This window comes from Agrobacterium sp., assembly GCF_032092815.1.
Classification (GTDB): domain Bacteria; phylum Pseudomonadota; class Alphaproteobacteria; order Rhizobiales; family Rhizobiaceae; genus Agrobacterium.
In genome coordinates this window covers 26,208-52,296 of sequence record NZ_DAMDBP010000005.1, presented here as the reverse complement: position 1 = coordinate 52,296, position 26,089 = coordinate 26,208, and the positions used below count along the sequence as shown (strand labels likewise).

Below are 26,089 nucleotides of genomic sequence, written 5' to 3'. Positions count from 1 at the left end.
ATCAACTAGCTGACATGGAAAGAAGCACGGAAAACTTCTCTGCATCCCACTCGGAACTATCCGGATCCCACCATGCTGGGTAGAAAAATTCTCCCATATCGACCAGGTCTAGTTCATCACCGGCCCGAGAGTAGATCATCTCGTTGTTCACTTCTTCAAATAGACCGCCCTTTCCTTGAGTGAAGTTGCGACCTAATACAAAGTCCGCTTTCTTCCAGTCTCCTTTGAACAAGTCCAACAAAAGCGGCGCGATGGAAGACCGTATAATAGTGGCTACGGCTTTGAGCTCGCCGTCCGTCGTTTTTGGATACGCCCTCTCGTCGCGAACCGCTTCTAACCGCGAGAGTTCGAAGGACACATGCCCTATCTGCCGTTCACGTGTAGCTGTAACCGCGATGGTACGGTTAATCCCCGTCAAGATCGCCCTAAGGTCCAAGCCAGCATACGGAAAGGCGCACCTGGCCGGATCAGGACGCACCTCTTCGAATTCAAAGCGCCGACGTAATGCGGCGTCCATGGTAGATAGAGATTTGTCGGAAGTGTTCATTGTACCGATGATGCTTAGTTCCTGAGGCACACCGAAGAGAGTTTGGGAATAGGGTAGCAATACCCGCCTCTCTTCAGGCGCACCGAGACGCTTGTCTTGCTCAAGCAGCGTGATTAACTCTCCGAACACCCTCGACAGGTCAGCTCTGTTGATCTCGTCGATAACCAATACAACTTTTCGCGGGTCGATCTTGGGAGGCGTGGCCTGTGACACCACTTCCCAAACGGCCCTTAAGGGGCCGGTCATCCCGAACAAGGTTTGTTTATCATATCCTATCTTTTCGGCGATCGCCTTCTTGTCCTCGTGGTCAGAGCCGGAAATTGAAAGATCCCCTGGCTTAAAACCCAATTCATTGAGCTTGCTGACCAACCCGAGTGATACGGGTGTCTGAAGGCCTGCACCTTTTCCCTTTTTGTTGCGCAAGAGGACGCTATCAAGCGACGCGGCTACCACCTCATATTCGTTGCCACTGCTGGACTTGATGTCTTGTCCCACGAAGAACAATTGTCCGACTGGAGCTGATCGGGTGACATTGTCGCAGGCGATTCTGAAGGGACCAGACCTCGGCCTGTAAAGAATGCCGTCTTCCGTGGCCTCAGGTCGGAAGCCTTCGACGAAATCTTCATATGTATAACTTGGATGAAATGTGACCCAAATGATCGCGCCGGACATGACGAGCTCAGCGTGCCTTTCCATAACGTCAGTCTCGGACACAGCCGGGTCGACTATCTTTACGGCCTCTCGGGCAGCTCGCCATGTCTTGCCGGTGCCAGGTGGGCCATACAGAATCTTCATCTTCGAAATAGTCATAATCGCAACGAGTCCAGCTTCTCTTTGCAACACTAAGCCATGATTCGGCTGCAGTTTCATACTCTACTGCGCATAAACAAGAACAATGCGAGATGAATGCCGATGGCTTATCCTAAACGCTGGATAGTGCCGGATGAACTGCATTGACCTATTCAGTTGGAAGCAGTGATCAAAGTTCCACCGCAAATCTAGCGCAGTTCTAGCGCAACCTAGAATCAGAATAATAGAAATCATATAGTTAGAACATAATTCTCCCAATTCCGATTCCAAAGGTCACAGGTTCGAATCCTGTCGGGTGCGCCATAATCTTCAAAAATGATGATTTTTCTGCTGCCGCATGTACACGGTCCACGACCGTTGGGTGGCATTTTTAATGAAGGTGCTGGCGAGGGCTTTAGCCCAACGTGCCGCTTTGGTCGCCTGTCAGGTAATAATAGAAAAACGCGACCAGAAATGCGGCGATGATGGCCAGAATGACAAGCAGACGTTTTTGCCACGGCGGGGTCTGCCGCGGTGGCTTCGGTTGAGGGCGACGCTCGAATTTCAAAACGTTTTCAGACATGCGATTTGCATAGAACAAATCTCTACTGTTGCCAATCATCAGAAATGTAAACCATAACGTGTGGGTTAATTTCCACAAAGCGCGGCTTGCAGCGCGCAGTTAGGCGCGCATCGCAGTTCAGCTATGCAAGCCGGGACTATAAAGCCGCTTTATCTGTCTATCTGGGAATTCTTAGGTGAGGCCGCTTCAAGGAGCGTTGCCTGTCAAAAGCTCGTGTCAGAAGAGCCAAATGGTGCCGGCCTATGGGTGTCCGCCACCATTAATGTGCATTCGTCTCAATGTGCGAGTTGGCGCACATTGGTGTGGGATCAGCGACCCCAAACAGCATGGTTGATCTGCTCACGACGCAGGCCGATATCGTTCAAAGAACGCTCGTCCATCTGGTTCAGTTCGCGAACAGCGCGACGTTTTGCTGTGTAGTTTCTTACGATTTCGCCGAATTTCATTTTCCATCTCCTTGTTTGGTATGACTAAATAATAGGACATCCCGCGCCTAAAATTAATGCATAAGTATAATTGGCAGGCATGCGTTTTTTGCATTCCCTGCCGCTTTACGATGCTGGGTTGCATATCTGCCTGGATTTTGATCGAAATTTCGCTAGCTGCCGCTGCGATCGATAGAGGTGAGCGGTTTTTGCTCAGCTTCTCAAGAATTGCAGCATGCCTTTGGCTGCTGCCTTGCCCGTCGCCAGGCATGCGGTGAGGAGATATCCTCCTGTTGGGGCTTCCCAATCCAGCATTTCACCAGCCACAAAAACGCCCTGCAGGGCACGAAGCTGGTAGTTTTCATCCAGTTGTGACCACTCTATACCGCCGGCAACAGAGATTGCTTCGGTAATCGATCGCGTGGCGGACAGGGGAAGGGCGAGATACTTGATCTTTGCCGCAACGTCCTCGAGAGACAGTGTGGTGATGTCAGGTACTATTTCGCGCAGCAACGCAATCTTCACATCGCTCAGGCCGGTTTTTTTGCGCAACCGGTTTGTGAAGCTGTCCTTCGGATTTGCCTTTGACAGATCGGCGGTCAGCTTCTCCTGGGTTTTGCCGGGCGCAAGATCGAGAAACAGCGTTGCCTTGCCCGTGTCCAGCAATGCGTCACGCAGGACGGCCGAGTGCGCATAGACCAGGCTGCCTTCAATGCCGTGTTTGCTGATGACAAATTCGCCTTGAAAGCTGCCAGCAGCCGAACTTGCCACCACGGATTTGAGGGCGGCACCTGCAAAACGTGAGCGGAAAACATCGCTCCAATTGAGATCAAATCCGCAATTGGCCGGTTTGAAATCGGCAATGGCGATGCCTTTTTCTCTGAGATAGGGCACCCATGCCGCATCGGAGCCAAGACGGGGCCAGCTTGCGCCGCCAACGGCCAGTAGCGTTGCGTCGCTTTCAATTTCAAGCGTGCCTTCTGGTGTCTGGAATGCCAGTCTGTTTTGGTTGAAACCCGTCCAGCGGTGGCGGGTGTGCAAAGTCACACCCTGGTCTTCCAGCCGCTGCAGCCATTTGCGCAGCAGCGGCGACGCCTTCATGACCTCTGGAAACACGCGGCCGGATGATCCGATGAATGTTTGCTGCCCCAGATCCTCCATCCATTGACGAACATCCCTCGGGCCAAAGGTATCCAGTGCTGCCTGCAGATGGGGTGCGGCCGCGCCAAAACGCTGAACGAAGGCAGGGTAGGGTTCTGAATGGGTAATGTTGAGCCCGGATTTTCCGGCCATCAACAGTTTGCGTGCGGCTGTGGGCATCGCTTCGTAGACGCTGACGTCATGGCCGGCCGCCGACAGCACATCGGCAGCCATCAAGCCGGATGGTCCGCCGCCAATGATTGCCACGCGTTTTATTGCCATTCGGTGCGCTGTCCTGCTTTGCCTCTGCTCGAGATAGGGTGTTGTTATCGTAAGTCCGTTCGGTTTTGCACGGGCGCGGCATATATTTTTGCAGAAATTCGCTTACGGCCGAGTGTTTTGTAGTCTGCGAAGGCCCTTATAGCGGGAAATCCCGCCATAAGGGATGTCTGGAATAGATGAATTTCAGAGCTTGCCGGCCCCGGCATTCGCTTTGACATAATCGGGCACGTCTTTGGCCGGGATAGGCTGCTTGCCATAAAGGGTTGGTTTCCAGCCAACGTCAGATGAAATCGGCTTTTTGGGATCGGCATTCAGTACGGTCGCAAAGTCTGCGGCTTCACCATTCACCAGAGAGCCGGCATCAAAGAACCGTGTTCCACCCTGAATGTTTCCAGCGTTGCGGATGCCGCCATTGTTGATTTCAAAAAAATTGTTTTCCGAATAGATGGCGGAGCCCTTGCCGATGCCAAAGGCGCTACGGAAAATAGGGATGCCCTTTGATTGGCTGATGCCCCTTTCGTGATTTTCAAGGACGCTCAAACTGGCATCCGGCGCACCGGAGGCATCGCCGGAGAAATAATTGTTGTAGCTATGGACCTTGCCAAAACGCACGCGCGGCATGCGTTGGCCGGCATTTTCAAACCAGTTGCCTCTGAAGGTTACGTTCAGTTTGCCTTCGTCGGAGGTGAGGCTGTCGCTGCCGCCAATCAGTGATGTCTTGTCGTGGTTTAGAAAGTGATTGTAGGTCAGGGTAACGAAGTCGGCGCCGTTGGTAATGTCCACCTGGCCATCATGGTGCTGCACTTTTTGTTCGACCTGATTGTGCGGGAAGGGGAAGACCGGTGGGAACAGCTTGTCCGGGCGCTCACCATCGGTGAAGGTGTTGTGGTCCAGCCAGACCTTTTTGCCGCCATTGATCGAGATGCTGTCATATTCCGAATTCCAGCGGCCGCCCGGGCATTTTTGTGGGCCAGTATCGGCATTGACGTACGCCGCTTCGCAGCCGGGATAATCCTTGTTCAGAGACCAGGAGTCACCCGGATCCCAGGCTGGAAAATAGTCAAATGCATCTTCAAAGATAATGTTGCGGATGATGACGTTTTCGGTTCCGTCACCGATAAACAGATTGCCTTTGACGATTTTGGCGTCATTGCCGAGACCGATGATTGTGGTGTTGGAGGTGACCCGAATGACGATGCGTTTTTTCTGGTTTTCGGCAGAGCGCTGTCGTGCTTCTTCCTGCGGACCGATCAGATCGCGTTCAGGGCGCTGTTTGTCCGTCAGCCTTACGTTCCAGACCGCAGGGGCATAGGCCGCCTTGTAGGCCTCGAAGTCATAGGCTGGATCAGCGTAATCCTTCTCGGTCAGTTCGTTATTATCATCATCAACCGACAGATTGATCGTGCCCTTTATCTGGATGATTTTAGGTAGGTCTGGTTTTCCGCCAGCCTGTAATGCGTCCAGCAGTTCCTGGCGGTTCGATACGGTGTAGATATTGGCGGCATCTGCTTTTGAGCCGCCATCCGTCCCATCTGCCCAGCCATCTCGAGCGCCGAGGGTCTGCCTTATCATCTCATCCTGTGCATGCGCTGATACTACTGGCAGGGCAGTGCAAGATAAATATACGGCAGCCGTCAGCAGCGCTGCCCTTCGGTATCTGGTTGTCATCTCTGTCTCCTCCTCGAAACGGTGAATCAACTCCCCCAAGATGGATCGTAAGACAATTAGTAGAAAATAACACAATCAATAATTGAATTTATTATTAATGGTTGTGTTTTGTGAATTATTGGACGCTTGGCTGGTCGCCCGAGCGCAGAAACCAGGGCAGGCGTCTTTGTTCTGTCAAGCGACAGTATTGCGTTAAAGGAGAGGGAATAGCGGAGGCCCGGCGATCAGGCGGTGCTTGATTTGCGTGCCTTGAGGATCGCGACCTGCTGAAGCGTGTTGCGTCGGCTCATTTCCAGATGTGTCTTCAGCGCCTGCAGGATTGCTTCTTTGTTGCCTGATGTGATGGCGGTGAGAATATCCTGATGTTCACTGACCGAACGGCTGTAATCTCCCGGTAGTGAAACAAAAACCGTGTGGGTTTGCGCCACGATCCGTGCGTGGGTTTCCGAGATGATTGGCATTTGTGCCGCGTCCACCAACGCACTGTGAAATGCCCTGTCGTGATGAAGGGCTTTCGACAGATCGTCGAGAGAATGCCTTGCCGCGAAATACTTGTGCTGCGCCAATGTGTCGGCGAGTTTTTCCTGCAAGGGGGCATCAAAACGCCCGGCGTCAAAAGCGGCTTCTACGGCACCTTTTTCGATGAGGATGCGTGCGGCGTACAGAGCCTCGACATCGGCTTCATCAAAACTTCTCACCACCATGCCGCGTCGGCTTGAGGTTGTGACCAATCCATCGGCTTCAAGGCGCAGACAGGCTTCCTTGATCGGCGTGGGACTGATGCCGAGATCAACCGCAAGCTCATTGGGAAACAGGCGGAACCCTTCCGGCAACCGGCCCTGAATGATGCGGTTGCGGAGTTCCTGATAGGCCTGCTCGGCCAATGTGGTCTTGATCATGGTCATGCATGCATTTTCTGTCAGATCGAGCACAAGTGCAATTAAAAACAAAAAATAAAAAATTTTTTATTTTCCAGTTTGGATTTCTGGAGTAGATGTCGTGATGAGGAAGGAGAGGAGGCCTTCGCCAATCATCCAGAAATTCATGCGTGGCCCAATGGGCCTGCGCTGTTGAAGCCGAAGGCGGCGCGCTGTGCCGCAAAATTTACCCATGACATTCCAGCCCAAAACGATCCGACTTGCTGTGTGAGAGGATCGATCAGGAGCCAAAGCACATGAAAATTGTCTCAGTTCACCCCTTTATTCTTCACCTTCCGCTGACATCGGATTCCATCTCGGATTCAACGCACAACATTACCCATTGGGGTGTGGTGGGCACCAAGATCGTGACCGATGATGGTCTGGAAGGCTATGGTTTTACCGGCACCCACTCACACTTGCCGTCTGACCGGTTGATCACATCGTGCATTCAGGATTGTTATGCCCCGCTGCTGATCGGCGAAGATGCGTCCGATCATTCGCGTCTTTGGATGAAAATGGCACGTCATCCTGCCCTGCAGTGGGTTGGCCGCGCCGGCATTACCCATCTGGCGCTTGCGGCAGTTGATGTTGCGCTTTGGGATTTGAAGGCCAAAAAGGCAGGTGTGCCGCTGTGGAGTTATCTCGGCGGTGCCCGCACCAAGGGGGTGGAGGCCTATAATACCGACATTGGCTGGCTTTCCTTCACCAAGGAAGAATTGCTGAACGGCTCTGCAAAGGCCGTTGAGGAAGATGGCTTTACGCGCATCAAGCTCAAGGTCGGCCATGACGACCCCAATATCGATATCGAACGCCTGACAGCAGTGCGCAAACGTCTGGGCAGCTCCATTCGTATCGCGATCGATGGCAATGGCAAATGGGATCTGCCAACCTGCCAGCGTTTTTGTGCCTCAGCGCAGGGGCTGGACATTTTCTGGTTTGAAGAGCCGCTTTGGTACGATGATGTTGGCAGCCATGCGACGCTGGCGCGCAACACCACCATTCCGGTGGCACTGGGTGAGCAGCTTTACACTGTCGATGCCTTCCGGTCCTTCATCGAGGCCGGTGCCGTTCAATATGTGCAGCCTGACGTGACGCGTCTTGGCGGCATCACTGAATATATCCAGGTGGCCGACCTTGCACTGGCGCATCGTTTGCCTGTCGTGCCGCATGCTGGCGAAATGAGCCAGGTGCATGTGCATCTCAGTTACTGGCATCCGGCCTCGACCATTCTGGAGTATATTCCATGGATCAAGGACCATTTCGAAGAGCCAATTGCCGTCAAGGATGGTGTCTACGCGCGTCCTGAACGTCCAGGCGCCAGCACCACCATTCTGGCGGAAAGTTTTGCCCGCTATGGCAAAAGCCTGAGCTAAGCCGATTTTTGATCTCAATCTTGATGTGCCCGATCTCAGCGGATCGGGCACATCACATAAAGGTAATCAACGGAAACTATAATTTCATGAGTTTTTCATTCATGTAATTCTGGATCGGAATTGTTCGGGCTGATATACGAGCTTGGAATGGTTCGGGGCCATCCGATATTGATTAGCTGTCTGGGATGAAATGGGCATTCGGGAAGATGACAAGCGTTATGCCGTTTACGCCGCGCATCGCCTTGATCTTATAAAATATGCAACACCCATTCTCGGCTCTCGCGAAGAGGCCGAAGACGTGGTGCAGGAAGCCTTTATCAAATTTGTACCGCAGCAGGCCGAGGCTCCGAGTGCCCTCAAGGCCTATCTCTTCCGTGTTGTCCGCAATCTCGCGCTTGATGTTCGCAAACGTCGTCGTTACGACCTTCGGGAAAGGCCGGATGACACGCCCTTTTGGGGGCTGCCACAGGACCATGGTTCACCCGAAGATCATGCGCTGTTCTGTGATCAGGTTCGTCAGGTCAGCGAAATCCTTAATGATATGCCGACCGACACTCGTGTTGCATTGGAAATGCACCGGTTTGGTGGTTATCGCATGGAGGATATTGCCGCACATCTGGGCGTTTCGGTTGCCACCGCACATCGTCTGGTCAAGACCGGGCTTGCCGAGTTTGTCAGGAAAATGAAATGAACGTCCAAAAAAATGACGTTTCCATGAAAAAAATCTTGCGTTCAATCGTCTCTTTGGAAGGAGAGCATGAAACCGTCATTTTAACCCGAGAGCAGATACAGGCACCACGTCGATGAACGATCCGATGAACGAAGGCACAGGCCATGTGGATGTGTTTGACGAGGCTGCCGACTGGTTTCTGTTGCTCGAAGAAAAGTCGGATGACGCGGATTTACTCAAGAAATTCAGTCAGTGGCTGGAGTTAAGCCCGCAGCACAGGCTTGCTTGGGAAAAGACCTGTCGTGGCTGGGCGGCGTTTGGCGCCGTTGAGCCTGCCTTGCGCCCACAATGGGGCGATGCAAAACGCCACGAAGATAAAAAACGAGGGTCTATACGGCGTTTGGTCATGTCACGGCGCACGTTCTCGCGGGTTGCACTGGGTGGTGTCACCCTTGCCATGCTCTGTCTTGCCGTCATATCTGTGCCTGATATGGCCATCCGGCTGGAGGCTGATTATCGCACGGCTACCGGCGAAAGCCGCACTGTTACGCTTGCCGATGGTAGCACGGCGCTGCTTGCGCCAGAGAGCGCGCTGTCTGTCAACTACCATCAGGGGCGGCGTGACGTTAAGGTTCTTTCTGGCGAAGTTTTCTTTGATGTGGTGCGGGATGAGGCACGACCATTTGTGGTCGATGTTCGCAATCTCAAGGTGGAGGTCCTTGGCACTGCTTTCGATGTTGGGCTTTCCGATCTTGTGACCAGCGTTTCCCTGGAGCGGGGATCTGTAAAGGCAAGCATTACGAATGATCCTTCGGCTGAAACGCAGATCCTTGTGCCGGGGGAGCGGGTGACTATTGACGGTGCAACCAATGTCATGCGCAAGCAGGCTGTTCCAGTAGAGGAAATTGGTGCCTGGCGGCGCGGCGAACTTTACGTGGTCGATGAAACGATCGGTGAGGTGGTCGAAAAGATCGGCACATATCACTCCGCCTGGATCAGCGTGCCTGACCGGTCGCTGGCCAACCGAAAAGTAACCGGCTTCTACAATCTGAACGAGCCGGATCAGGCGCTCGAGGCTTTGGTCACACCCTATGGCGGCAAAATTCGCTCCCTATCGGACGCCATTCGCGTTGTTTCCCGCTTCTGAAATTCTATAACGTAAAAATTTTTTTTTATTTCAGTGTCTTGCTGACTAAATTCTTTTTGGTTGAAAAAAAATCCGAGAGCAATCGTCTTTTTGTTGAATATGAAATTCAACATTTGCCGCTGTAGGCAAAAAAGACGGGCAGGGTAATGGTTTCTTCCAATCAACAAGGCGCACAGCAGTCTGGCATGGGGCAGACGGGCAGGCATGCGCTGCTTCTGGCCAGCACGGCCGTGGCCATTTTTTACGGTGTATCGGCATCACATGCGCAGTCTTCCGGTGGGGCAACACCGGCAACGAATGCTGCTGAGGCTGAACGTCGTGCTTTCAATATTCCGGCACAACAGCTGTCTGCGGCCGTTGGCGCGTTTGGTCGCCAGTCGGGCCTGCAGGTGACGCTTGCCTCTCCGGCCTCCGGCAGCGTGCGGACCAATGCAGTTACTGGCAGTCTGACGATTCAGGAGGCTTTGACGCAATTGCTCGGCGGCACGGGCATTACCTTCCGGTTCACGGGCAACGGCCGGTCGGTGGTTATCGGAGCAGATCAGGCAGCGAGTGATGCGCCACCAGCCGATGGCTCAACCGTACTGGAAACAATTACCATCACTGGCAAAACCGGCAGAAATGCCGCCACAGGTGCTGGTTATCAGGGAACACCTGATTGGGTTTACGAGACACCTGCCAGTGTGAGCGTTGTCAGTCGTGATGCCATTCAGTCTGACCTTGGCGCACGTGATGTTCGTGATCTCTTCGATAATGTGGCTGGTACATACGTCAACAACTCCGTCGCGAACTCCCCGGCTGTTTCGCCCAATGTTCGCGGTGTGCAGGACATGGGTCGAGTGGTGCTTTCCGTTGATGGTGCGCGCCAGAACGCCAATCGTACCATTTCAGCAGGTGGCGACAGCTATATTGGCAGCTCTGGTAAGGGTTATGTTGAAACTTCCTTCATTCGTGCCGTCGAAGTTGAACGCTTAACCGGCGCCAAGTCGGGTCTCGCAGGTTCGCTGGCTGGCGCGGTGACGTTCCGCACAGTTGGTGCCGACGACATCATTCAAGATGGAAAAGACTGGGGTGTCGAGATCGACACAACTGTTGGCACCAACAATCAGCATTTCAACGGTTCCATCCTGGCGTCGAAGCGTATGGGAGATTCTCCCTTTTCGATCACCGGCGGTTTCGCGCGCCAGAAGCTTGGCAATTACAAGATTGGTAGCCAGGGGGTTATTGAGTGGGACGGGGATGAAGACGGTGAAGTCACCTACATGCAACGCGACAATATGTCGTCGCTGTTGAAACTGGAAGGTGATTTCGGAGACGTGACGATCGGCGTCGCATGGACCCATCAGAAGAAAGATTTTGCATGGTTCATGGGTGGCCTCAGCGATGAGAAGGCCACGATTAACACCGTGACAGCCAATCTCGATTGGAACCCAGCAGATAATGACCTGATCGATTTCCGTTCAAAATTTTGGTTGAACGATACGATGGAAGAGACGCTTCGCCACAGCCGAGGAGGGGCTGCAGGCTATCCTGACACGCTGATCAGCGCTGATTTCATGAGCTTTGGTATCAATATCGACAATACCAGCCGTTTTGAAACCGCTGTCGGACCGGCGACACTCAATTATGGCGTCGAAGCATTCCGGGATCACGGAAATTCCAGTGCGTCCAGTACTTCAATTGATGTTTGGCCTGAATTGGCGTCGAACTTCACGTCCTTCAGCCCGGCCGGTCGTCGCGACATGGCAAGCTTATTTGTTAATGGTGACCTTGAACCAACTGATTGGGTCAAACTGTCAGCAGGTCTGCGTTATGACTGGTATAGGCTCAAGGGGTCACCGAAATACTACGACTACAAGGACCGCGTAAACTATACCGCATCCGCCGTAACAACCGAATATGATTACGTCGCGACATACGACCCTGCAAGATTTGCCAGTGCAAACGCCGTTCTGAAGAACATCTGGTCTACCCGCCAGGGCGAGATCTATAACGGTCAATTTTATAGAGCCGGTACAAATATTGAAGCGCTAAGCACTCCAGCCGGTTATCCTGAAAACACCGTGAATATCGACCGCTCCGGTGGTGCATTGTTGCCATCCTTCACTGTGGAATTTACGCCCGTTGAATGGTTGCGACCATATGTCAGCTATTCGCAGAGTTACCGGCCACCGACGGTGACAGAGGCGTTCTTTGCTGGAGACCTGCCGAAAGACTCATCTCCGCTGTCCGTTTATGCACCCAACGAAAGCTTGCGGCCCGAAACGGCGGAAACCTGGGAAATTGGTGCGAACATCAATTTTGACAATGTGTTTACCGATGACGATACGCTTCGCTTGAAGGTGTCGGCATTCAATCGCAAGATCGATGATCTTATTGTGATCGGCTACTTCTATCCATATGCGGGCTCCAGGCAGTTGACCAGCTACGTCAACGCGACTGACACCACGACGATGCGTGGTGTTGAGCTTGAGGGCAACTATGACACCGGCCGTTTCTGGGTCGGCGGCTCTGCCACATGGTTGGATGCGGAGTGGGCGCAAAAGGTGCCCAGCAGTTGGTATGGACAAAACGTTGCTTCAGACAATGTGCAGATGTACTCGAGTGTTGGCGTTCCGCCGAAACTCAAGGCAACTCTCGATGCCGGTGTGCGCTTCCTGGACAATAAATTGGCGATCGGTGGCCGCGTAACACATGCAACGCCGACATTGTCGCAGGTAAAGACCTTTAATCCGGACGGCGGTTACACATCCAATAAATATACGAAACTCGACCTCTATGGGTCCTATCAGTTCAATGAACGCACCACGTTGCGTCTGAGCATCGATAACGTAACCGATATCAATCACGTTCCAGCAGGAAGCCGTTACCCCTCTCCGGGGAGGACATTCTTTGCCAGTCTGAATGTGAGATTGTGATGAATTTTCGAGCCGGTGACAGGCTCGAATGCAAGTTCCCCTGACCGGGCAGTAACCCGGCCAAGGGAGTAACCGTCCTGATTGTTGGATCAGGATAAACCTTAGCAACCAAGCAAAGGAAATTTATCATGGCTACCACTATTTCACTAACGTCTACATCTTCGGATTTCAAATCCTATCTGGAGAATTGGAGCAACACGACTTACAGCTCCACTTACGGTGCGTTCTACGGTAGCGGCCCTGGCCTGCAGACAGATCCTGCAGTTATCGGCGCAAATCCCTCCTGGGATTACACGCAGTGGGGTAATGGCAACACAAGCGGTGGTAATGGTGTACTGGTTGGTGGTGCTTTCGAGTACTCCTTCGGTAACCTGACCGGTACTGTCAGCACGCTGGATTTCGGCACTGGCTACGGTGAATCGTCGTCGGGCATCACGCTGTCGAATGTCGCGCTTTCGATCGATCTCGACCCATCCTTCAACTACAATGGCACGGGTCTCGATGCATTTGACTATGCAATCTACGGCATCACTCGCGGTAACACACTGAGCTACCTCTACTCCTACCTCGGTGCTACCGGCACGGTTATTGAAGACACTGCCAGCGACGATATTCTCGTCGGTTTCAGCGGCGCAGATACCTTCGTGTTCTCGGGTGGCAATGATGTTGTCACCAATGATGGCCCGACAGGTACATATGGTTACCAGGACGGCGTTGACACGCTCGACATCTCTGCTTGGGGGGCCACCAGCTTCGGCGATCTGACGATCTTCGACGACGCTGGAGATGCTTACGTTGCCTATGGCTCCGACTCCATCCAGCTCGTCGGCGTGAACTCCAGTGTTCTGGACGCGTCGGACTTTGTATTCGCAAGCGCAGCTGCTCTGGCCGCTTAAGGGAAGACAACGCTGTGGGCTTTCAAAACCAGCAGCAAACGCCGCCGCAGTCCCTGACTGCGGCGGTCGTTTCGCCCCTCAAGCGCGCCTTCAGCGGTGTTGCGCTCGTCAGCGGCGTGGTCAACATTCTGGCTTTGACCTCACCGATCTTCATGCTGCAGGTCTATGACAGGGTTCTGGCCAGTGGCAGTGTGCCGACCCTTGTTGGCCTGGCTCTACTTACCGTCGGGCTTTATGCCTTCCAGTGCATGCTGGATATCATCCGAGCGCGCGTGCTGATCCGCATCGGTGAACATTTCGACATGCAATATTCCGGTCAGGTGCACGATGCTGTGGTGCGTCTGCCGCTTGTAGCCCGGACGTCTGGTGATGGTTTGCAGCCGCTGCGCGACCTTGACAATGTCAGGACTTTCGTGTCCGGCACGGGACCGACGGCGTTTTTTGATCTGCCATGGATGCCGCTTTATCTCGGCATTTGTTTTCTTTTCCATTTCTGGATCGGTGTGACCGCGTTAAGCGGCGCTATCCTGCTGGTGGCCTTGACCGTTCTCACCAATATTTATTCGCAAAAACCCATTCGCGACACCATCACCGAAAATATGGCGCGCAATCGTTTGCTGGAGGCTTCGCGCCGTAATGCCGAAGTCGTGCAGGCCATGGGGCTTGCCGGGCGGCTTGGCCGGCGCTGGCAGGTGTCTAACGAGGGTTATCTTGCTGCCAATCGCAAGGCCGGTGATGTGGCCGGCAGTCTTGGCAATATCGCCAAATCGCTGCGCATGGTGTTGCAGTCTGCCATTCTGGCGGTCGGTGCCTGGCTGGTGATTGAGCAAGAAGCATCCGGTGGTATCATGATTGCCAGCTCGATCATGATGGGCCGCGCATTGGCGCCTGTTGATCTCGCCATTTCCAACTGGAAGTCTTTTGTCGCAGCGCGCCAAAGCTGGGTTCGCCTGCACACACTTTTCACTCAGGTGCCATCAACTGATACGTCAATGGCTTTGCCGCGTCCGGTCAAGGATTTGCGCGTCGAGAATGTCACCATTGTGCCGCCCGGTGAAAAACGACCAACGGTCGCCGGGGTCGGTTTTGCTGTCGCTGCTGGTCAGGCGCTTGGTATTATTGGACCGTCCGGTTCTGGAAAGTCGACACTGTCCCGTATTCTGACCGGTGCCTGGATACCGGCCGGCGGTAAAGTGCGGATCGATGGTGCCAGCTTTGATCAGTGGGATCGTGAGGCGCTCGGTCGTCACATCGGTTATCTGCCGCAGGGCGTTGAGCTTTTTGACGGCACGATCGCCGAAAACATCTCCCGCTTCGAGGACAATGCCGATCCAGAGGCCATTATTGCAGCGGCCAAAGCAGCTGGTGCGCATGAGCTGATCCTGCGGTTTGAAAAGGGTTACGACAGCAACATTGGCGAGGCTGGTTCGTCGCTGTCCGCAGGTCAACGTCAGCGGATCGGTCTGGCGCGTGCGCTTTACGGCGAGCCTTTCCTTGTCGTTCTGGATGAACCCAATGCCAATCTCGATGCCGAAGGTGAGGCTGCGGTGGTGCGTGCCATGGCGTCGGTGCGGGATCGCAAGGGCATTGTTGTTGTTATCGCTCACCGCCCCAGTGCCATCGGTATCGTTGATTTTGTGCTGATGATGGACGATGGGCGAATGAAGGCCTTTGGGCCGCGTGACGAGATTCTGTCGAAAGTGCTACGTACACCGCCTGCACCACAACAGCCAGCCGGTGGCTACACCGCTTCTGCCCATGCGGTAACACCGCTGCGTGTCGTCGCCAATGCACAGGCTGCACGGCTTGAAAATGCAAGTGAACTGGATGATCGGAAGGAAGAAACTGATGTCAAAGATTGACCAGCGCACTTACGTTTCCGGTTCCATTCGCAAACATCTTGTTATGGCGTTGGTGGTCAGCGTCGCTCTGTTGGGGGGTGTCGGTGGCTGGGCGGCAACAACAAATCTGGCAGGCGCCGTTGTCGCGTCCGGCCATCTGGTGGTGGATTCCTATGTGAAGAAAGTCCAGCATCCAACCGGCGGTGTGGTGGGTGAAATTCTGGTCAGCGAAGGCGATGAGGTCAAGGCCGGTGATATCGTCATGCGGCTGGATGCAACGCAGACAAAGGCCAATCTTGCCATTGTGACCAAGCGGTTGGATGAGCTGATGGCGCGGTTTGTGCGGCTGGAAGCGGAACGCGATGGTTTACCAGAGCTGGTTTTTCCGGCCATGCTTCTGGAGCGTCAGAATGATGCCGATGTTGCTGCCGCCATGCGCAGCGAAACCAAACTGTTTGAATTTCGCAAATCCTTCCGTGAAGGCCGAAAAGCGCAGTTGGCCGAACGCATCGCCCAGTTCGAGCATGAGATCGAGGGGTTGAAGGCGCAGGAAATGGCCTACGAGAAGGGCCTCTCGGTGCTGCAAGCGGAAATCGTTTCGCAGACATCTCTGCGCGAGCAGGGCATCGTGTCCGTCCAGCGCCTGAACAGTTTGCAGACGCAAGCCGCCACGTTTGGTGGCGAGCGCGGTGAAAAGATTGCCTATCAGGCACAGACGGCAGGTCGTATCACCGAAACGAAGTTGCAGATTTTGCAGATCGATCAGGAACTGCGCACAGAAGTCGGACGTGAGTTGCGTGAAATTCAGGCACAGATGGGGGAATATGTCGAACGCAAGGTTGCCGCTGAGGATGAGTTGAAGCGCATCAATATCGTTGCGCCACAATCCGGCATCGTACACCAGATGGCGGTTCATACGGTGGGTGGTGTGGTCACGCCTGCGGACCCGATCATGCTTGTTGTGCCGGAAGGGGATGATCTCGCACTGGAGGTGCAAATTGCGCCGAAGGACATCGATCAACTGCAGCTGGGACAAAAAGCCGTGTTGCGGATGTCCGCCTTCAACCAGCGGGTAACACCCGAGCTTGAAGGGCATATCAGCCGTATTGCCGCTGACCTCACCACAGACCAGCGGACCGGGTTTTCCCATTATGTGGCCCGTATCTCGGTCTCCGCAGGTGAGCGCAGTAAACTCGAAAACGCCACCCTTGTGCCAGGCATGCCGGCGGAAGCCTTTATCAAGACTAGCGAACGCACGGCACTTTCCTATCTGATGAAACCTTTGTCCGATCAGGTAAACCGCGCATTCCGTGAGGAGTGAGACGTATTGATGATATATAGACGGCCTGCAGACCATCCGTTTGCAGGCCGTTTTTCATGCTATTTCATCAGCTTATCATTTTTCGACGAATTACGTGAAAAACCCTCTTGTACCTCTAGTTGCTATAGGTCTTAAAAAAGGAGCGACTGGAAAATGAGGGTTCATTATGGGCACGTCGCACAACACACGTTTCAAGATTGACGGCATGGACTGCGCGTCCTGCGCATCCAAGATCGATACGGCGGTTCGCCGCATGCCGGGTGTGGAGGATGTTTCCGTTTCTGTGACCGCTGGCACGATGACGGTGACGCATGGTGATGCAAGCGATCTCGATGCAATCGGCAAAAAGGTCTCTGGCCTTGGTTACGCGACCAAGCGACTTGGCGACGCCAAAGCAAAGCAGCCACAAAAGGTCGCAGCGGAGCATGTGCACGGCCCAAATTGCTCGCATAACCATCATGATCAGCACCACCACGATCATGGCCATCATTGCCATGATGATCATGACCATTCTCATGGTGCCTCGGCGACGGCTCCTGTAATCCGTGAGGAAGACACGTTGCATGGTCATGACCACGGCGTCAGTGACGGGCCATGGTGGCGCAGCCGCAAGGGCCGTTTGACGATCATGGCCGGACTGGCACTTGTGCTGGCTTACGGCATCGGTCATCTGTTCCCGTCCATCCAGCTTTACGCCTTTACCGCCGCGATGCTGGTTGGCTTGTTTCCGATTGCGCGTCGGGCCATCATGGCAGCCTTTGCGGGCACGCCGTTTTCCATTGAAATGTTGATGACCATTGCGGCTGTTGGTGCGCTGATCATCAATGCAACGGAAGAGGCTGCCGCAGTTGTTTTCCTGTTTCTGGTTGGTGAATTGCTGGAAGGTGTGGCGGCTGGAAAGGCGCGCGCCAGCATCAAGTCGCTTTCGGCTTTGGTGCCCAAAACCGCCTTGTTGGAAGAAAACGGTAAAACCCGGGAAGTGCCGGCCGAAAGCCTTGATGTCGGGTCGGTTATTCTGGTTCGTCCCGGTGACCGCATTTCGGCCGATGGCACTGTTGTTTCGGGTGAAAGCGCCATTGATGAAGCGCCGGTCACAGGGGAAAGTGTGCCTGTTCGTAAAGGTGTCGATGACACCGTCTTCGCCGGCACGGTCAATGGTGACGCAGCGCTGCGGGTGCGTGTGACGGCGGCTGCACAGGATAATACCATTGCCCGTGTGGTCCGGCTTGTGGAGGAGGCGCAGGAAAGCAAGGCGCCGACCGAACGTTTCATCGATCGTTTTTCCAAATATTACACCCCCGGGGTTGTGGTCGTTGCGGCGCTGGTTACCGTTCTGCCGCCGCTGCTGCTCGGGGCGGACTGGAGCGAGTGGATCTACAAGGGTCTTGCCATTCTGCTGATCGGTTGCCCCTGTGCGCTGGTTATTTCAACACCCGCCGCTATTGCCGCCTCGCTATCGTCGGGTGCGCGACGTGGCCTGTTGATGAAGGGTGGTGCTGTGCTTGAAGGGCTTGGCAAACTGACGGCTGTTGCGCTTGATAAAACAGGCACGCTGACCGAAGGCAAGCCGAAGGTCACCGATGTGCTGGCCTTTGAGAAAACTGCGGCCGAAACGCTGCGTCTCGCCGCTGCCCTCGAAACCGGATCAAGCCACCCGCTGGCGCTTGCCATTCTGGCCAAGGCGGAAGAGGACGGCGTTGAAATTCCATCTGTTACCGATGCAAAGGCATTGGGTGGCAAAGGTGTTGCCGCGACAGTTGAAGGGACCGACGTCTTTCTCGGATCACCCAACGCTGCGGCTGAGCGTGTTACGATCTCGCAGGAACGGCTGGATGCGATTGCCGCACTCAACGATCAGGGCAAGACGGTGTCGCTGTTGATTGCCGGTGATGTTTTGTGCGGCGCCATTGCCATGCGTGATGAACCCCGTGCCGATGCGGTCGCTGGTTTGAAGGCGCTGACGGACAGTGGCATCAAGGTTGTGATGCTGACGGGCGATAACAAACGCACCGCGACGGCCATCGGCGCGCAGCTTGGCATTGATGTGCGTGCCGAACTGTTGCCGCAGGACAAGCAGCGCATTGTCGGTGAACTGCAAAAACAAGGTTACATCGTTGGCAAGGTCGGTGACGGCATCAATGATGCACCGGCTCTGGCCGCCGCCAATGTCGGCATTGCCATGGGTGGCGGCACCGATGTGGCGCTGGAAACGGCCGATGCGGCAATTCTTCACAGCCGGGTTGGGGATGTTGCCCAAATGGTGTCGTTGTCTCAGCGTACCATGCGCAACATCTTCCAGAATATCGCCATGTCCCTTGGGTTGAAGGCGGTGTTTCTGGTCACCACAATTGCTGGAATTACCGGTCTCTGGCCTGCAATTCTGGCGGATACGGGGGCAACGGTGCTGGTAACGCTCAATGCGCTGCGGTTGCTGAAAATCTCCAAGTAATGCCCTGGCGGTTCTGACAGACTGCTTCCGGTGATCAACACATTGTGTCCGTATGTTTAACGAATGGGTAATGTGTCCATCGGAAGCTGTGATAAAAGCGGCACTCGAATACGGACTATTATTGCGGAATGTTTTTACCAGGACAAAACCACTGTCTTTCGCTTAAGCGCTCTTTGTTGCCATCGGTTTACAAGCTGGCGGCTGCCGCGCTTGTGGGCATTTCTCTGGCCAGTTGTACGTCTATGGACCTCAGCGCAACGGCCGAAGCCCCAAAGCTTTCCAGCAAAGTGAAGGCCGAAATGGCCAGCAAGGGCATGAAACAGGAAAGCCCTGTTCTTGTTCGTATTTTCAAGCAGGAAAGCGAACTTGAGGTCTGGAAGGTTGATAAGTCTGGTGCTTATGCGCTGTTTAAAACCTACCCAATGTGCCGCTGGTCCGGCAAACTTGGCCCGAAAATGAAATCTGGCGACCGGCAGGCACCGGAAGGTTTTTATCATGTCTCGGCCGGCATGCTGAACCCGAACTCGCAATATTATGTGTCGTTCAATCTTGGTTATCCAAACCGACTTGAATCCGCCCTCGGTTACACCGGCGAGGCGCTGATGGTGCATGGTGCGTGCTCATCGTCGGGATGTTACGCCATGACGGACCAGCAGGTTGGTGAAATTTATGCTGTCGTTCAGAAGGCGCTGGAAAGTGGCCAGAGCCGTTTCCAGGTGCAGGCCTATCCATTCCGCATGACGGCAAAAAACATGGCCATGCACAAGGACGACGAGAACATGCCGTTCTGGCGCACCTTGAAGGAAGGGTATGATTCCTTCGAACTGACCAAACGCCAGCCGAAGGTCTCGGTCTGCGGTCGCCGTTACGTGTTCAACACAGAATTTTCCGGTGGGGAACCTTCTGATCCGTTGGCCGTTTGTCCTCCTGCCGTAAACCAGCCGGATTCGGCACTCATGGCAAAACTGGATTTGGAAAAGCAGAAAGTGGATCTGGCCATCGCGCAAGCGACCTCGGTTCCGGTGATGGCTTATTCCGACGGTGGCATGCATTCGAGCTTCCGCGCAATTCTTGAGAAAAATGGCGCGAAGAAAATGGCAGCCAGCGTATCTAAAACCAAATATCCCGTCAGCCGTCCGGAAGCGGCGCTGGCTGATCCCTTTGCGGGCATAAGAAAATAAACTGAGGACGTCGATTGAAGACCGAGATTATCACAAGACGCTTGTTCCTGTTGGGAACGGCCGGAATGGCAACCACCGTATTGGCTGGCTGCACCACGACCTCCAACCAGACCGTTGCAGCACCGGTTGAACCGTCTGTGGATAATTCCATGCTGGTCAGCATGTATGGCCCAATGCCGATGGAGCAGTTCCCGCTGCCGGCCATTCCGTATCAAAAAATTCCATCGCGTTTTCATCGCCAGATGGTTGCAAATCCTACCAGTGAACGTCCAGGCACCATCATTGTCGATACGAGCAACCACTTCCTCTATCTGACGATGGAAGGTGGCCAGGCCATGCGTTACGGCGTTGGCCTTGGTCGTGCCGGTTTTGAATGGGCGGGCAGGGGTGTTATCCAGTATAAACGCCAGTGGCCGCGCTGGACCCCGCCGGATGAAATGGTGGCCCGCCAGCCTGAGTTGCAGCCTTACAGCATTGCTAATGGTGGCATGGATCCTGGTTTGAAAAACCCGCTTGGTGCACGCGCGCTTTACATTTTCCAGAATAATCAGGATACGCTTTACCGCATCCATGGGTCACCGGAATGGTGGACGATTGGCAAGTCGGTATCGTCTGGCTGCGTGCGCATGCTCAACCAGGACATCATCGATCTCTATAACCGGGTTCCGGGCAAGACACCGATCCTGGTCATGAACCTGTCGGCGCCAATGGCTGCCGTTGATCCGGGTCTTCCGCAGCAGGTTTGATCGTGTTGATCTGAATTTTCAAAAGCCCACGCCTTGTTAAAAGGCGTGGGCTTTTTGTTGTTCAGACATCCGGTTTGGTGGCCACAATGGCGTAACGGTGTTGCAGGCCACGGGCTGTTGCCTTGAAAAATCCGAGGTCCTTGGCTTGCGCCTTGTGGATTTTCCTGAGGTTGGCATCGATTGAAAGTGACTGGAAACCCGTGTCTTTCAGCAAGGCGGCGATGGCATCTGCCCGTGCACCATTCGAGAAATAAACACGAGACAGGATGCTGTTGTGGGTGCTGGCACTGTGGCCCGGGGCATGTGATGTTCCTGCCTTATGGATGCCTGTTTTTTCCAGCAATGCGGCAAGTCTTTTGAGCAGCTTTTCTCCAAGGCTGATATTGACGAAATCCCCGTCGACAACAAGCAGTTTGCCGCCGGGTTTCAAAACGCGAAACCACTCGGCAAAACAGGCCTTTGGGTCCACCAGCGTCCACACCAGATGGCGGGTTATGATGACATCATAGGTGCCATCCGGCTCCATGGTGTTTTCGGCATCAGCCATGTTGAAATGGATTGTACGGCCTCGCGAAATTGCCTTGGCACGCGCCAGTTCCAGCATGTTTTCAGACCAGTCGAGACCGGTGACGGCAAAACCGAGATCATCCATCAGATGGGATATCACGCCGGTGCCGCAGGCAAGATCAAGCGCAACGCGGCCGTTACCCGCACCCAGATGCTTGAGTATCAGCGCGTGCCAGGCGGCGCGCTCCTCATCGGAGAAAATCTCATGGCCGGGTGACAGGTCGAAAGTTGCCGCGCGGGATGACCAATAGGCCTTGATTTCATCACGCAGGGTGAAATTATTCCCGTGTCCGTCTATGCTCGACATTCGATCCAACCCTGACGCTTGCCACTTTGGAAATCGTCTAAAAGATAAAACTTGACGATACCATTCATAAAATAATATGCCCCCGGCAGTTTTCACCGGAGAGCAATTTCAATGCGCATTACAGGCAAATCAACTGTACTTGCAATGGGTCTTCTCGTTTCGACCGTATGGCCGGCATTTGCAGAAAAGATCACCGTCAAGGACGTTACGGGTCGCGACGTCGAGGTGAACGTGCCTGTCAAAAACGTCATTCTCGGCGAAGGCCGTCAGATCTATTTCCTTGCTGCTCTGGACAAGAACAACCCGTTTGAGCACGTGGTTGGCTGGCGCGATGACCTGCCGAAGGCTGACCCTGAAACCTATGAAGCCTATCTCGCCCAATACCCTGACATCGCCAAGCTGCCGACCTTTGGTGGCATGAAGGATGGTACATTCGACGTTGAGCAGGCCGTGGCCCTCAAGCCTGATGTCATCCTGATGAACATCGATGCCAAGACGGCAACGGAAGAGGCTGGTTACATCGAGAAACTTGGCAAGGTCGGCATTCCGCTTGTTTACGTCGACTTCCGTGAAAAGCCGATGGAAAACACCGAGCCAAGCATGCGCGTCATGGGCAAACTGATGGGCAAGGAGCAACTGGCTGAAGACTTCATCAAGTTCCGCTCCGACAGCATCAAGAGCGTTACGGATGTTCTGGAAAAGAACAATCCGAAGAAACCTGTCGTTTTCGTTGAGCGCGCTGGCGGTTACTCCGACGATTGCTGCATGTCTTTCGGCAACGAAAACTTCGGCAAGATGGTTGAGATTGCCGGCGGCATCAACATGGCCAAGGACATCATTCCCGGCACGTTCGGTACGGTTAATCCCGAGCAGGTCATTGCTTCCAACCCTGAACAGATCATCGTGACTGGTGGTAAGTGGGACGCCTACGTTCCTGGTGGTAACTGGGTTGGTGTCGGTTACGGCGCTGATTTAAAAGAAGCCCGCCGCAAGCTGGAAAACCTGACCAAGCGCCCGGCCTTCACCGGTGTTCAGGCGGTCAAGGATGGCAACGTCCACGCCATCTGGCACCAGTTCTACAACAATCCGTACCAGTTCGTTGCCATTCAGGAAATTGCCAAGTGGCTGCACCCTGATCTGTTTAAGGATCTGGACCCTGAAGCAACCTTCAAGGAACTGCACGCTCGCTTCCTGCCGCTGGATTACAAGCCCGGCTACTTCGTGTCGCTGAAGGACGCAGAATAAAAGATGATGGATGACGGTGCATGGGGGTGTGCCGGTTGACCGATAGGCGAGGCTGCAAAATTGCGGCCTCGCCATTTCTGATTAAAGAGAGAGACCACCCATGCGGTTCAAGATGTTTCACCATGTGACGGTGCTTGCCGTTGCGCTTCTGGCAATGCCGGCATTTGCTGCTGAGATTACCGATGTCACGGGACATACAGTCGAGATCGATTTGCCTGCCAAGCGGGTGATTGTTGGCGAGGCCCGCCAGATCCACGTCATCGCTGCACTAAAGGGCGATCAGACCTTCGACAGCATTGTCGGCTGGCGCGATGACCTGATCAAGAAAGATCCTGATAGTTATAAGGCCTATGCCGAGAAGTTTCCGGGATTGGCCGATTTGCCGCGTTTCGGTTACATCCCGCAAGGCGATTTCAGCCTTGAGACCGCAATTTCCCTGACACCTGATGTCATCACGCTGAACCTTGAGGCCGAAAAGGGCGCCAAGGAAAGTGGCTTTGAAGAAAAGGCTGCGGCCGCCGGTATCAAGGTCATCTATCTCGATTTCCGCATTGATCCGGACAAGAACAGCGAAAAGTCGATCCGTATTCTTGGCCAGCTTTTTGGTGCGGAACAGCGGGCAGAAGAATTCATTGCCTATCGCCGCGCAGAAATTGCCCGGGTGACGGACAGGCTGGCTGGCATCAAGGATCTGAAACGTCCTAATGTCTTCATTGAGCGCTCGCCGGGTATTTCAGGTGAGAACACCTGCTGCCGCACATTTGGCCCTGCCAATTTTGGCGCGATGGTTGATCTGGCTGGCGGACACAATGTAGCCGATGGCATCATCAAGACCACCTTTGGTGACCTCAATCCGGAACAGCTTGTGGTGTCGGATCCCGCCTATGTCATCGTGACCGGCTCCAACTGGGCGGCTGAATCCGATATCAACCAGTTTGTGCCCCTCGGTCGTGGTGCCGATATGGGGGTGGCGCGCGAACGCCTTGCCAACCTGATGACGCGCACGCCATTCCCGAACCTGTCTGCCGTCAAGAACGGTCAGGTTCATGGTGTCTGGCACCAGTTTTATGGCGCGCCATATGAGTTTTTCCCAATCCAGAAATTTGCGAAGTGGTTCCATCCGGAGATCTTCGCTGACTTGGAGCCTGAGAAGAATTTTGAGGAGTTTCACAAGAAATTCCTGCCGGTGACCTACAAGCCGGGATATTTCGTCTCACTCGAAAAAGGTTCGAATTGATGGCTTCTTTGATCGAAACCGAAGTCAAAATGTCGGGGCGCGATCAGTATCGCGCCCTTGCCGCACGATTATCATTCTGGTCGGGCTGGTTGTTGCCCTGTGTCTCAGCCTTGCGGCAGACATGGCGCTGGGGCCTGCGCGTTATACCCTGTCCCAGGTCATTGGTGCGATCCTTGATCCGGCTTCTGTAACTGACCAGCTTCGGGTGGTCATCTGGGATATTCGTATGCCGATTGCCCTGATGGCGGTCACTGTGGGTGCGTCGCTTTCGGTTGCCGGGGCACAGATGCAGACCATCCTCTCCAACCCATTGGCCAGTCCGTTTACGCTTGGTATCTCGGCTGCCGCCAGTTTTGGTGCAGCTCTGGCACTGGTGGGTGGCATTGCGATTTTTCCTGGTGCCGTTCACTACATGGTGCCGATCAACGCATTTCTGATGGCGATGCTGGCGGCGATGTTCATCCACTTCGCCTCGACGATGCGTGGTGTCAGTGTCGAGACCATCGTCCTTCTCGGCATCGCCCTGGTGTTCACCTTCAATGCGGCGCTGTCGCTGCTCGAATATCTGGCATCAGAGCAGGCGCTTGCCGCTGTTGTGTTCTGGACCATGGGCAGCCTGACCAAAGCAACCTGGATGAAGGTCTATGTGACCGGTGGCATCATTGTGCTGACGGTGCCTTTGTTCATGAAAAATGCGTGGGCGCTGACGGCACTTCGTCTTGGTGATGACAAGGCTGCCAGCATGGGTGTCAATGTTCGTCGTCTGCGTTTGCAGACCATGCTGACGGTCAGCCTGCTGGCTGCCATTCCGGTGTCCTTTGTCGGGACAATCGGTTTTGTCGGTCTGGTTGGGCCGCATATCGCCAGAATGGTGGTGGGTGAAGATCAGCGCTTCTTCCTGCCAGGTTCACTCATTTGCGGTGCGCTGCTGTTGTCCGTGACTTCGGTTGTCAGCAAGATGCTTATTCCCGGTGCCATCCTGCCGATTGGTGTCATCACCGCGCTGGTTGGCGTTCCCTTCTTCTTTGTTCTGATATTTTCCAACAGGAGACGCGCATGGTAGCCCTTGCTCTCAAGGATGTCGGTGCGTCCTACGGTCGCGTAACCGTTCTTTCAAAGGTCGGCATCGATCTTTTGCAAAGCGGCAATGTAACTGCAGTTATCGGGCCGAATGCGGCTGGCAAATCGACACTGTTCAAGCGTATTGCTGGACTGATTTCCGGCCCCGGTCTGGTGCAGCTTTCCGATACTGAACGTGGTGATCGCACCATTTGTTACATGCCACAGGATACCGGAGCGAACGCGGTTTTGACCGTCTACGAATCCATCCTGCTGTCTGCCAAACAGGGCGGCGGCTGGCGTGTTCAGGATAGTGAGCTCAATGAGATCGATGCCATCTTGAAGGCATTGCGCATTGAAGATCTGGCGTTTCGTGGCCTTGGTGAACTCTCGGGTGGTCAACGCCAGCTGGTGTCGCTGGCGCAGGCGCTGGTACGCAAGCCAGAAGTGCTGCTGATGGATGAGCCGACTTCGGCGCTTGACCTGCATCGCCAGATCGAGGTGCTGGGTTTTGTGGCCGATCTTGCCAAAAAGAACGGCATGATCGTGTTGATCGCCTTGCACGATCTCAACCATGCGCTTCGGTACTGCGAGAGCACCATCGTTATCGCTGGGGGGGAGATGGTCGTCAGCGGCAGCACATCAGATGTGATCAATGCCGATATGCTGCGCGACATCTACAAGATCGAGGCGCGTATCGAAAACTGCTCACTCGGTCGCCCGTTGGTGATCGTTGACGGCGCGCTCTGAACCACCAAGACCGCTTCCGGCCTCTAAT

General features: G+C 54.3%; 20 protein-coding genes and 1 pseudogene. 14 read left to right on the top strand and 7 right to left on the bottom strand.

What is annotated here, in order from left to right; translation table 11 throughout:
* Position 1: 1 nt before the first annotated feature.
* The 6 genes from RT613_RS03860 to RT613_RS03835 form a co-directional block, all read right to left on the bottom strand.
* Positions 2-1,417, bottom strand: coding sequence for an AAA family ATPase (locus tag RT613_RS03860; protein ID WP_313613129.1), 1,416 nt, complete (start codon positions 1,415-1,417; stop codon positions 2-4).
* A 334-nt stretch (positions 1,418-1,751) separates the two neighbouring features.
* On the bottom strand, positions 1,752-1,919 hold the full coding sequence (locus RT613_RS03855; protein WP_313613127.1) for a hypothetical protein: 168 nt from the start codon (positions 1,917-1,919) through the stop codon (positions 1,752-1,754).
* A 308-nt stretch (positions 1,920-2,227) separates the two neighbouring features.
* Positions 2,228-2,365, bottom strand: a complete 138-nt coding sequence (locus tag RT613_RS03850; RefSeq protein ID WP_313613126.1) for a DUF1127 domain-containing protein — start codon at positions 2,363-2,365, stop codon at positions 2,228-2,230.
* 192 nt (positions 2,366-2,557) lie between these two features.
* Entirely contained in the window at positions 2,558-3,766 is a 1,209-nt protein-coding gene (locus tag RT613_RS03845; RefSeq protein ID WP_313613124.1) for a TIGR03862 family flavoprotein, read from the bottom strand.
* Between the two features lie 183 nt (positions 3,767-3,949).
* The gene (locus RT613_RS03840) at positions 3,950-5,434 is read right to left on the bottom strand and encodes a hypothetical protein (protein ID WP_313613123.1); all 1,485 of its coding nucleotides are present in this window, start codon (positions 5,432-5,434) and stop codon (positions 3,950-3,952) included.
* Positions 5,435-5,658: 224 nt separating this feature from the next.
* A complete protein-coding gene (locus RT613_RS03835) occupies positions 5,659-6,339 on the bottom strand; it encodes a GntR family transcriptional regulator (protein WP_313613121.1) in 681 nt (226 codons plus the stop codon).
* Between the two features lie 269 nt (positions 6,340-6,608).
* Between RT613_RS03835 and RT613_RS03830 the strand changes: the two genes are divergently transcribed.
* The 10 genes from RT613_RS03830 (at position 6,609) to RT613_RS03785 (ending at position 20,896) form a co-directional block, all read left to right on the top strand.
* A complete protein-coding gene (locus RT613_RS03830; RefSeq protein ID WP_313613120.1) occupies positions 6,609-7,727 on the top strand; it encodes a mandelate racemase/muconate lactonizing enzyme family protein in 1,119 nt (372 codons plus the stop codon).
* Between the two features lie 190 nt (positions 7,728-7,917).
* A complete protein-coding gene (locus tag RT613_RS03825) occupies positions 7,918-8,418 on the top strand; it encodes an RNA polymerase sigma factor (protein ID WP_313613119.1) in 501 nt (166 codons plus the stop codon).
* Positions 8,419-8,542: 124 nt separating this feature from the next.
* The gene (locus RT613_RS03820; RefSeq protein ID WP_313613118.1) at positions 8,543-9,544 is read left to right on the top strand and encodes a FecR family protein; all 1,002 of its coding nucleotides are present in this window, start codon (positions 8,543-8,545) and stop codon (positions 9,542-9,544) included.
* 146 nt (positions 9,545-9,690) lie between these two features.
* Positions 9,691-12,462 (top strand): TonB-dependent receptor, encoded by a 2,772-nt coding sequence (locus RT613_RS03815; RefSeq protein ID WP_313613117.1) that lies wholly within the window; start codon positions 9,691-9,693, stop codon positions 12,460-12,462.
* Between the two features lie 128 nt (positions 12,463-12,590).
* Entirely contained in the window at positions 12,591-13,358 is a 768-nt protein-coding gene (locus tag RT613_RS03810; protein ID WP_313613116.1) for a hypothetical protein, read from the top strand.
* Positions 13,359-13,372: 14 nt separating this feature from the next.
* Positions 13,373-15,220: a type I secretion system permease/ATPase gene (locus RT613_RS03805; RefSeq protein ID WP_313613114.1), complete on the top strand. Its 1,848-nt coding sequence runs from the start codon at positions 13,373-13,375 to the stop codon at positions 15,218-15,220.
* Positions 15,207-16,520: an HlyD family type I secretion periplasmic adaptor subunit gene (locus RT613_RS03800; RefSeq protein ID WP_313613112.1), complete on the top strand. Its 1,314-nt coding sequence runs from the start codon at positions 15,207-15,209 to the stop codon at positions 16,518-16,520. The genes RT613_RS03805 and RT613_RS03800 overlap by 14 nt, the downstream gene beginning before the upstream one ends.
* 166 nt (positions 16,521-16,686) lie before the next feature.
* The gene (locus tag RT613_RS03795; RefSeq protein ID WP_313613111.1) at positions 16,687-18,969 is read left to right on the top strand and encodes a heavy metal translocating P-type ATPase; all 2,283 of its coding nucleotides are present in this window, start codon (positions 16,687-16,689) and stop codon (positions 18,967-18,969) included.
* 176 nt (positions 18,970-19,145) lie between these two features.
* Positions 19,146-20,150 carry a murein L,D-transpeptidase family protein gene (locus RT613_RS03790; protein WP_313613110.1) on the top strand — a complete coding sequence of 335 codons (1,005 nt, stop codon included), beginning with the start codon at positions 19,146-19,148 and terminating at the stop codon, positions 20,148-20,150.
* A 14-nt stretch (positions 20,151-20,164) separates the two neighbouring features.
* Entirely contained in the window at positions 20,165-20,896 is a 732-nt protein-coding gene (locus tag RT613_RS03785) for a L,D-transpeptidase (protein ID WP_409558757.1), read from the top strand.
* A 61-nt stretch (positions 20,897-20,957) separates the two neighbouring features.
* On the opposite strand, the gene RT613_RS03780 is transcribed toward RT613_RS03785, so the two are convergent.
* A complete protein-coding gene (locus RT613_RS03780) occupies positions 20,958-21,770 on the bottom strand; it encodes a class I SAM-dependent methyltransferase (RefSeq protein ID WP_313613108.1) in 813 nt (270 codons plus the stop codon).
* A 111-nt stretch (positions 21,771-21,881) separates the two neighbouring features.
* On the opposite strand from RT613_RS03780, the gene RT613_RS03775 reads away from it, so the two are divergent.
* From RT613_RS03775 to RT613_RS03760, 4 genes and pseudogenes are all read left to right on the top strand, one after another.
* The gene (locus tag RT613_RS03775; RefSeq protein ID WP_313613107.1) at positions 21,882-23,015 is read left to right on the top strand and encodes an ABC transporter substrate-binding protein; all 1,134 of its coding nucleotides are present in this window, start codon (positions 21,882-21,884) and stop codon (positions 23,013-23,015) included.
* A gap of 100 nt (positions 23,016-23,115) precedes the next feature.
* Positions 23,116-24,252 (top strand): ABC transporter substrate-binding protein, encoded by a 1,137-nt coding sequence (locus tag RT613_RS03770; RefSeq protein WP_313613105.1) that lies wholly within the window; start codon positions 23,116-23,118, stop codon positions 24,250-24,252.
* Positions 24,252-25,315: pseudogene (locus RT613_RS03765) on the top strand (FecCD family ABC transporter permease). Before RT613_RS03770 ends, RT613_RS03765 begins: the two are co-directional and overlap by 1 nt.
* Positions 25,309-26,061: an ABC transporter ATP-binding protein gene (locus RT613_RS03760; protein ID WP_313613104.1), complete on the top strand. Its 753-nt coding sequence runs from the start codon at positions 25,309-25,311 to the stop codon at positions 26,059-26,061. The pseudogene RT613_RS03765 and the gene RT613_RS03760 overlap by 7 nt, the downstream one beginning before the upstream one ends.
* The last annotated feature ends 28 nt before the right edge of the window (positions 26,062-26,089 follow it).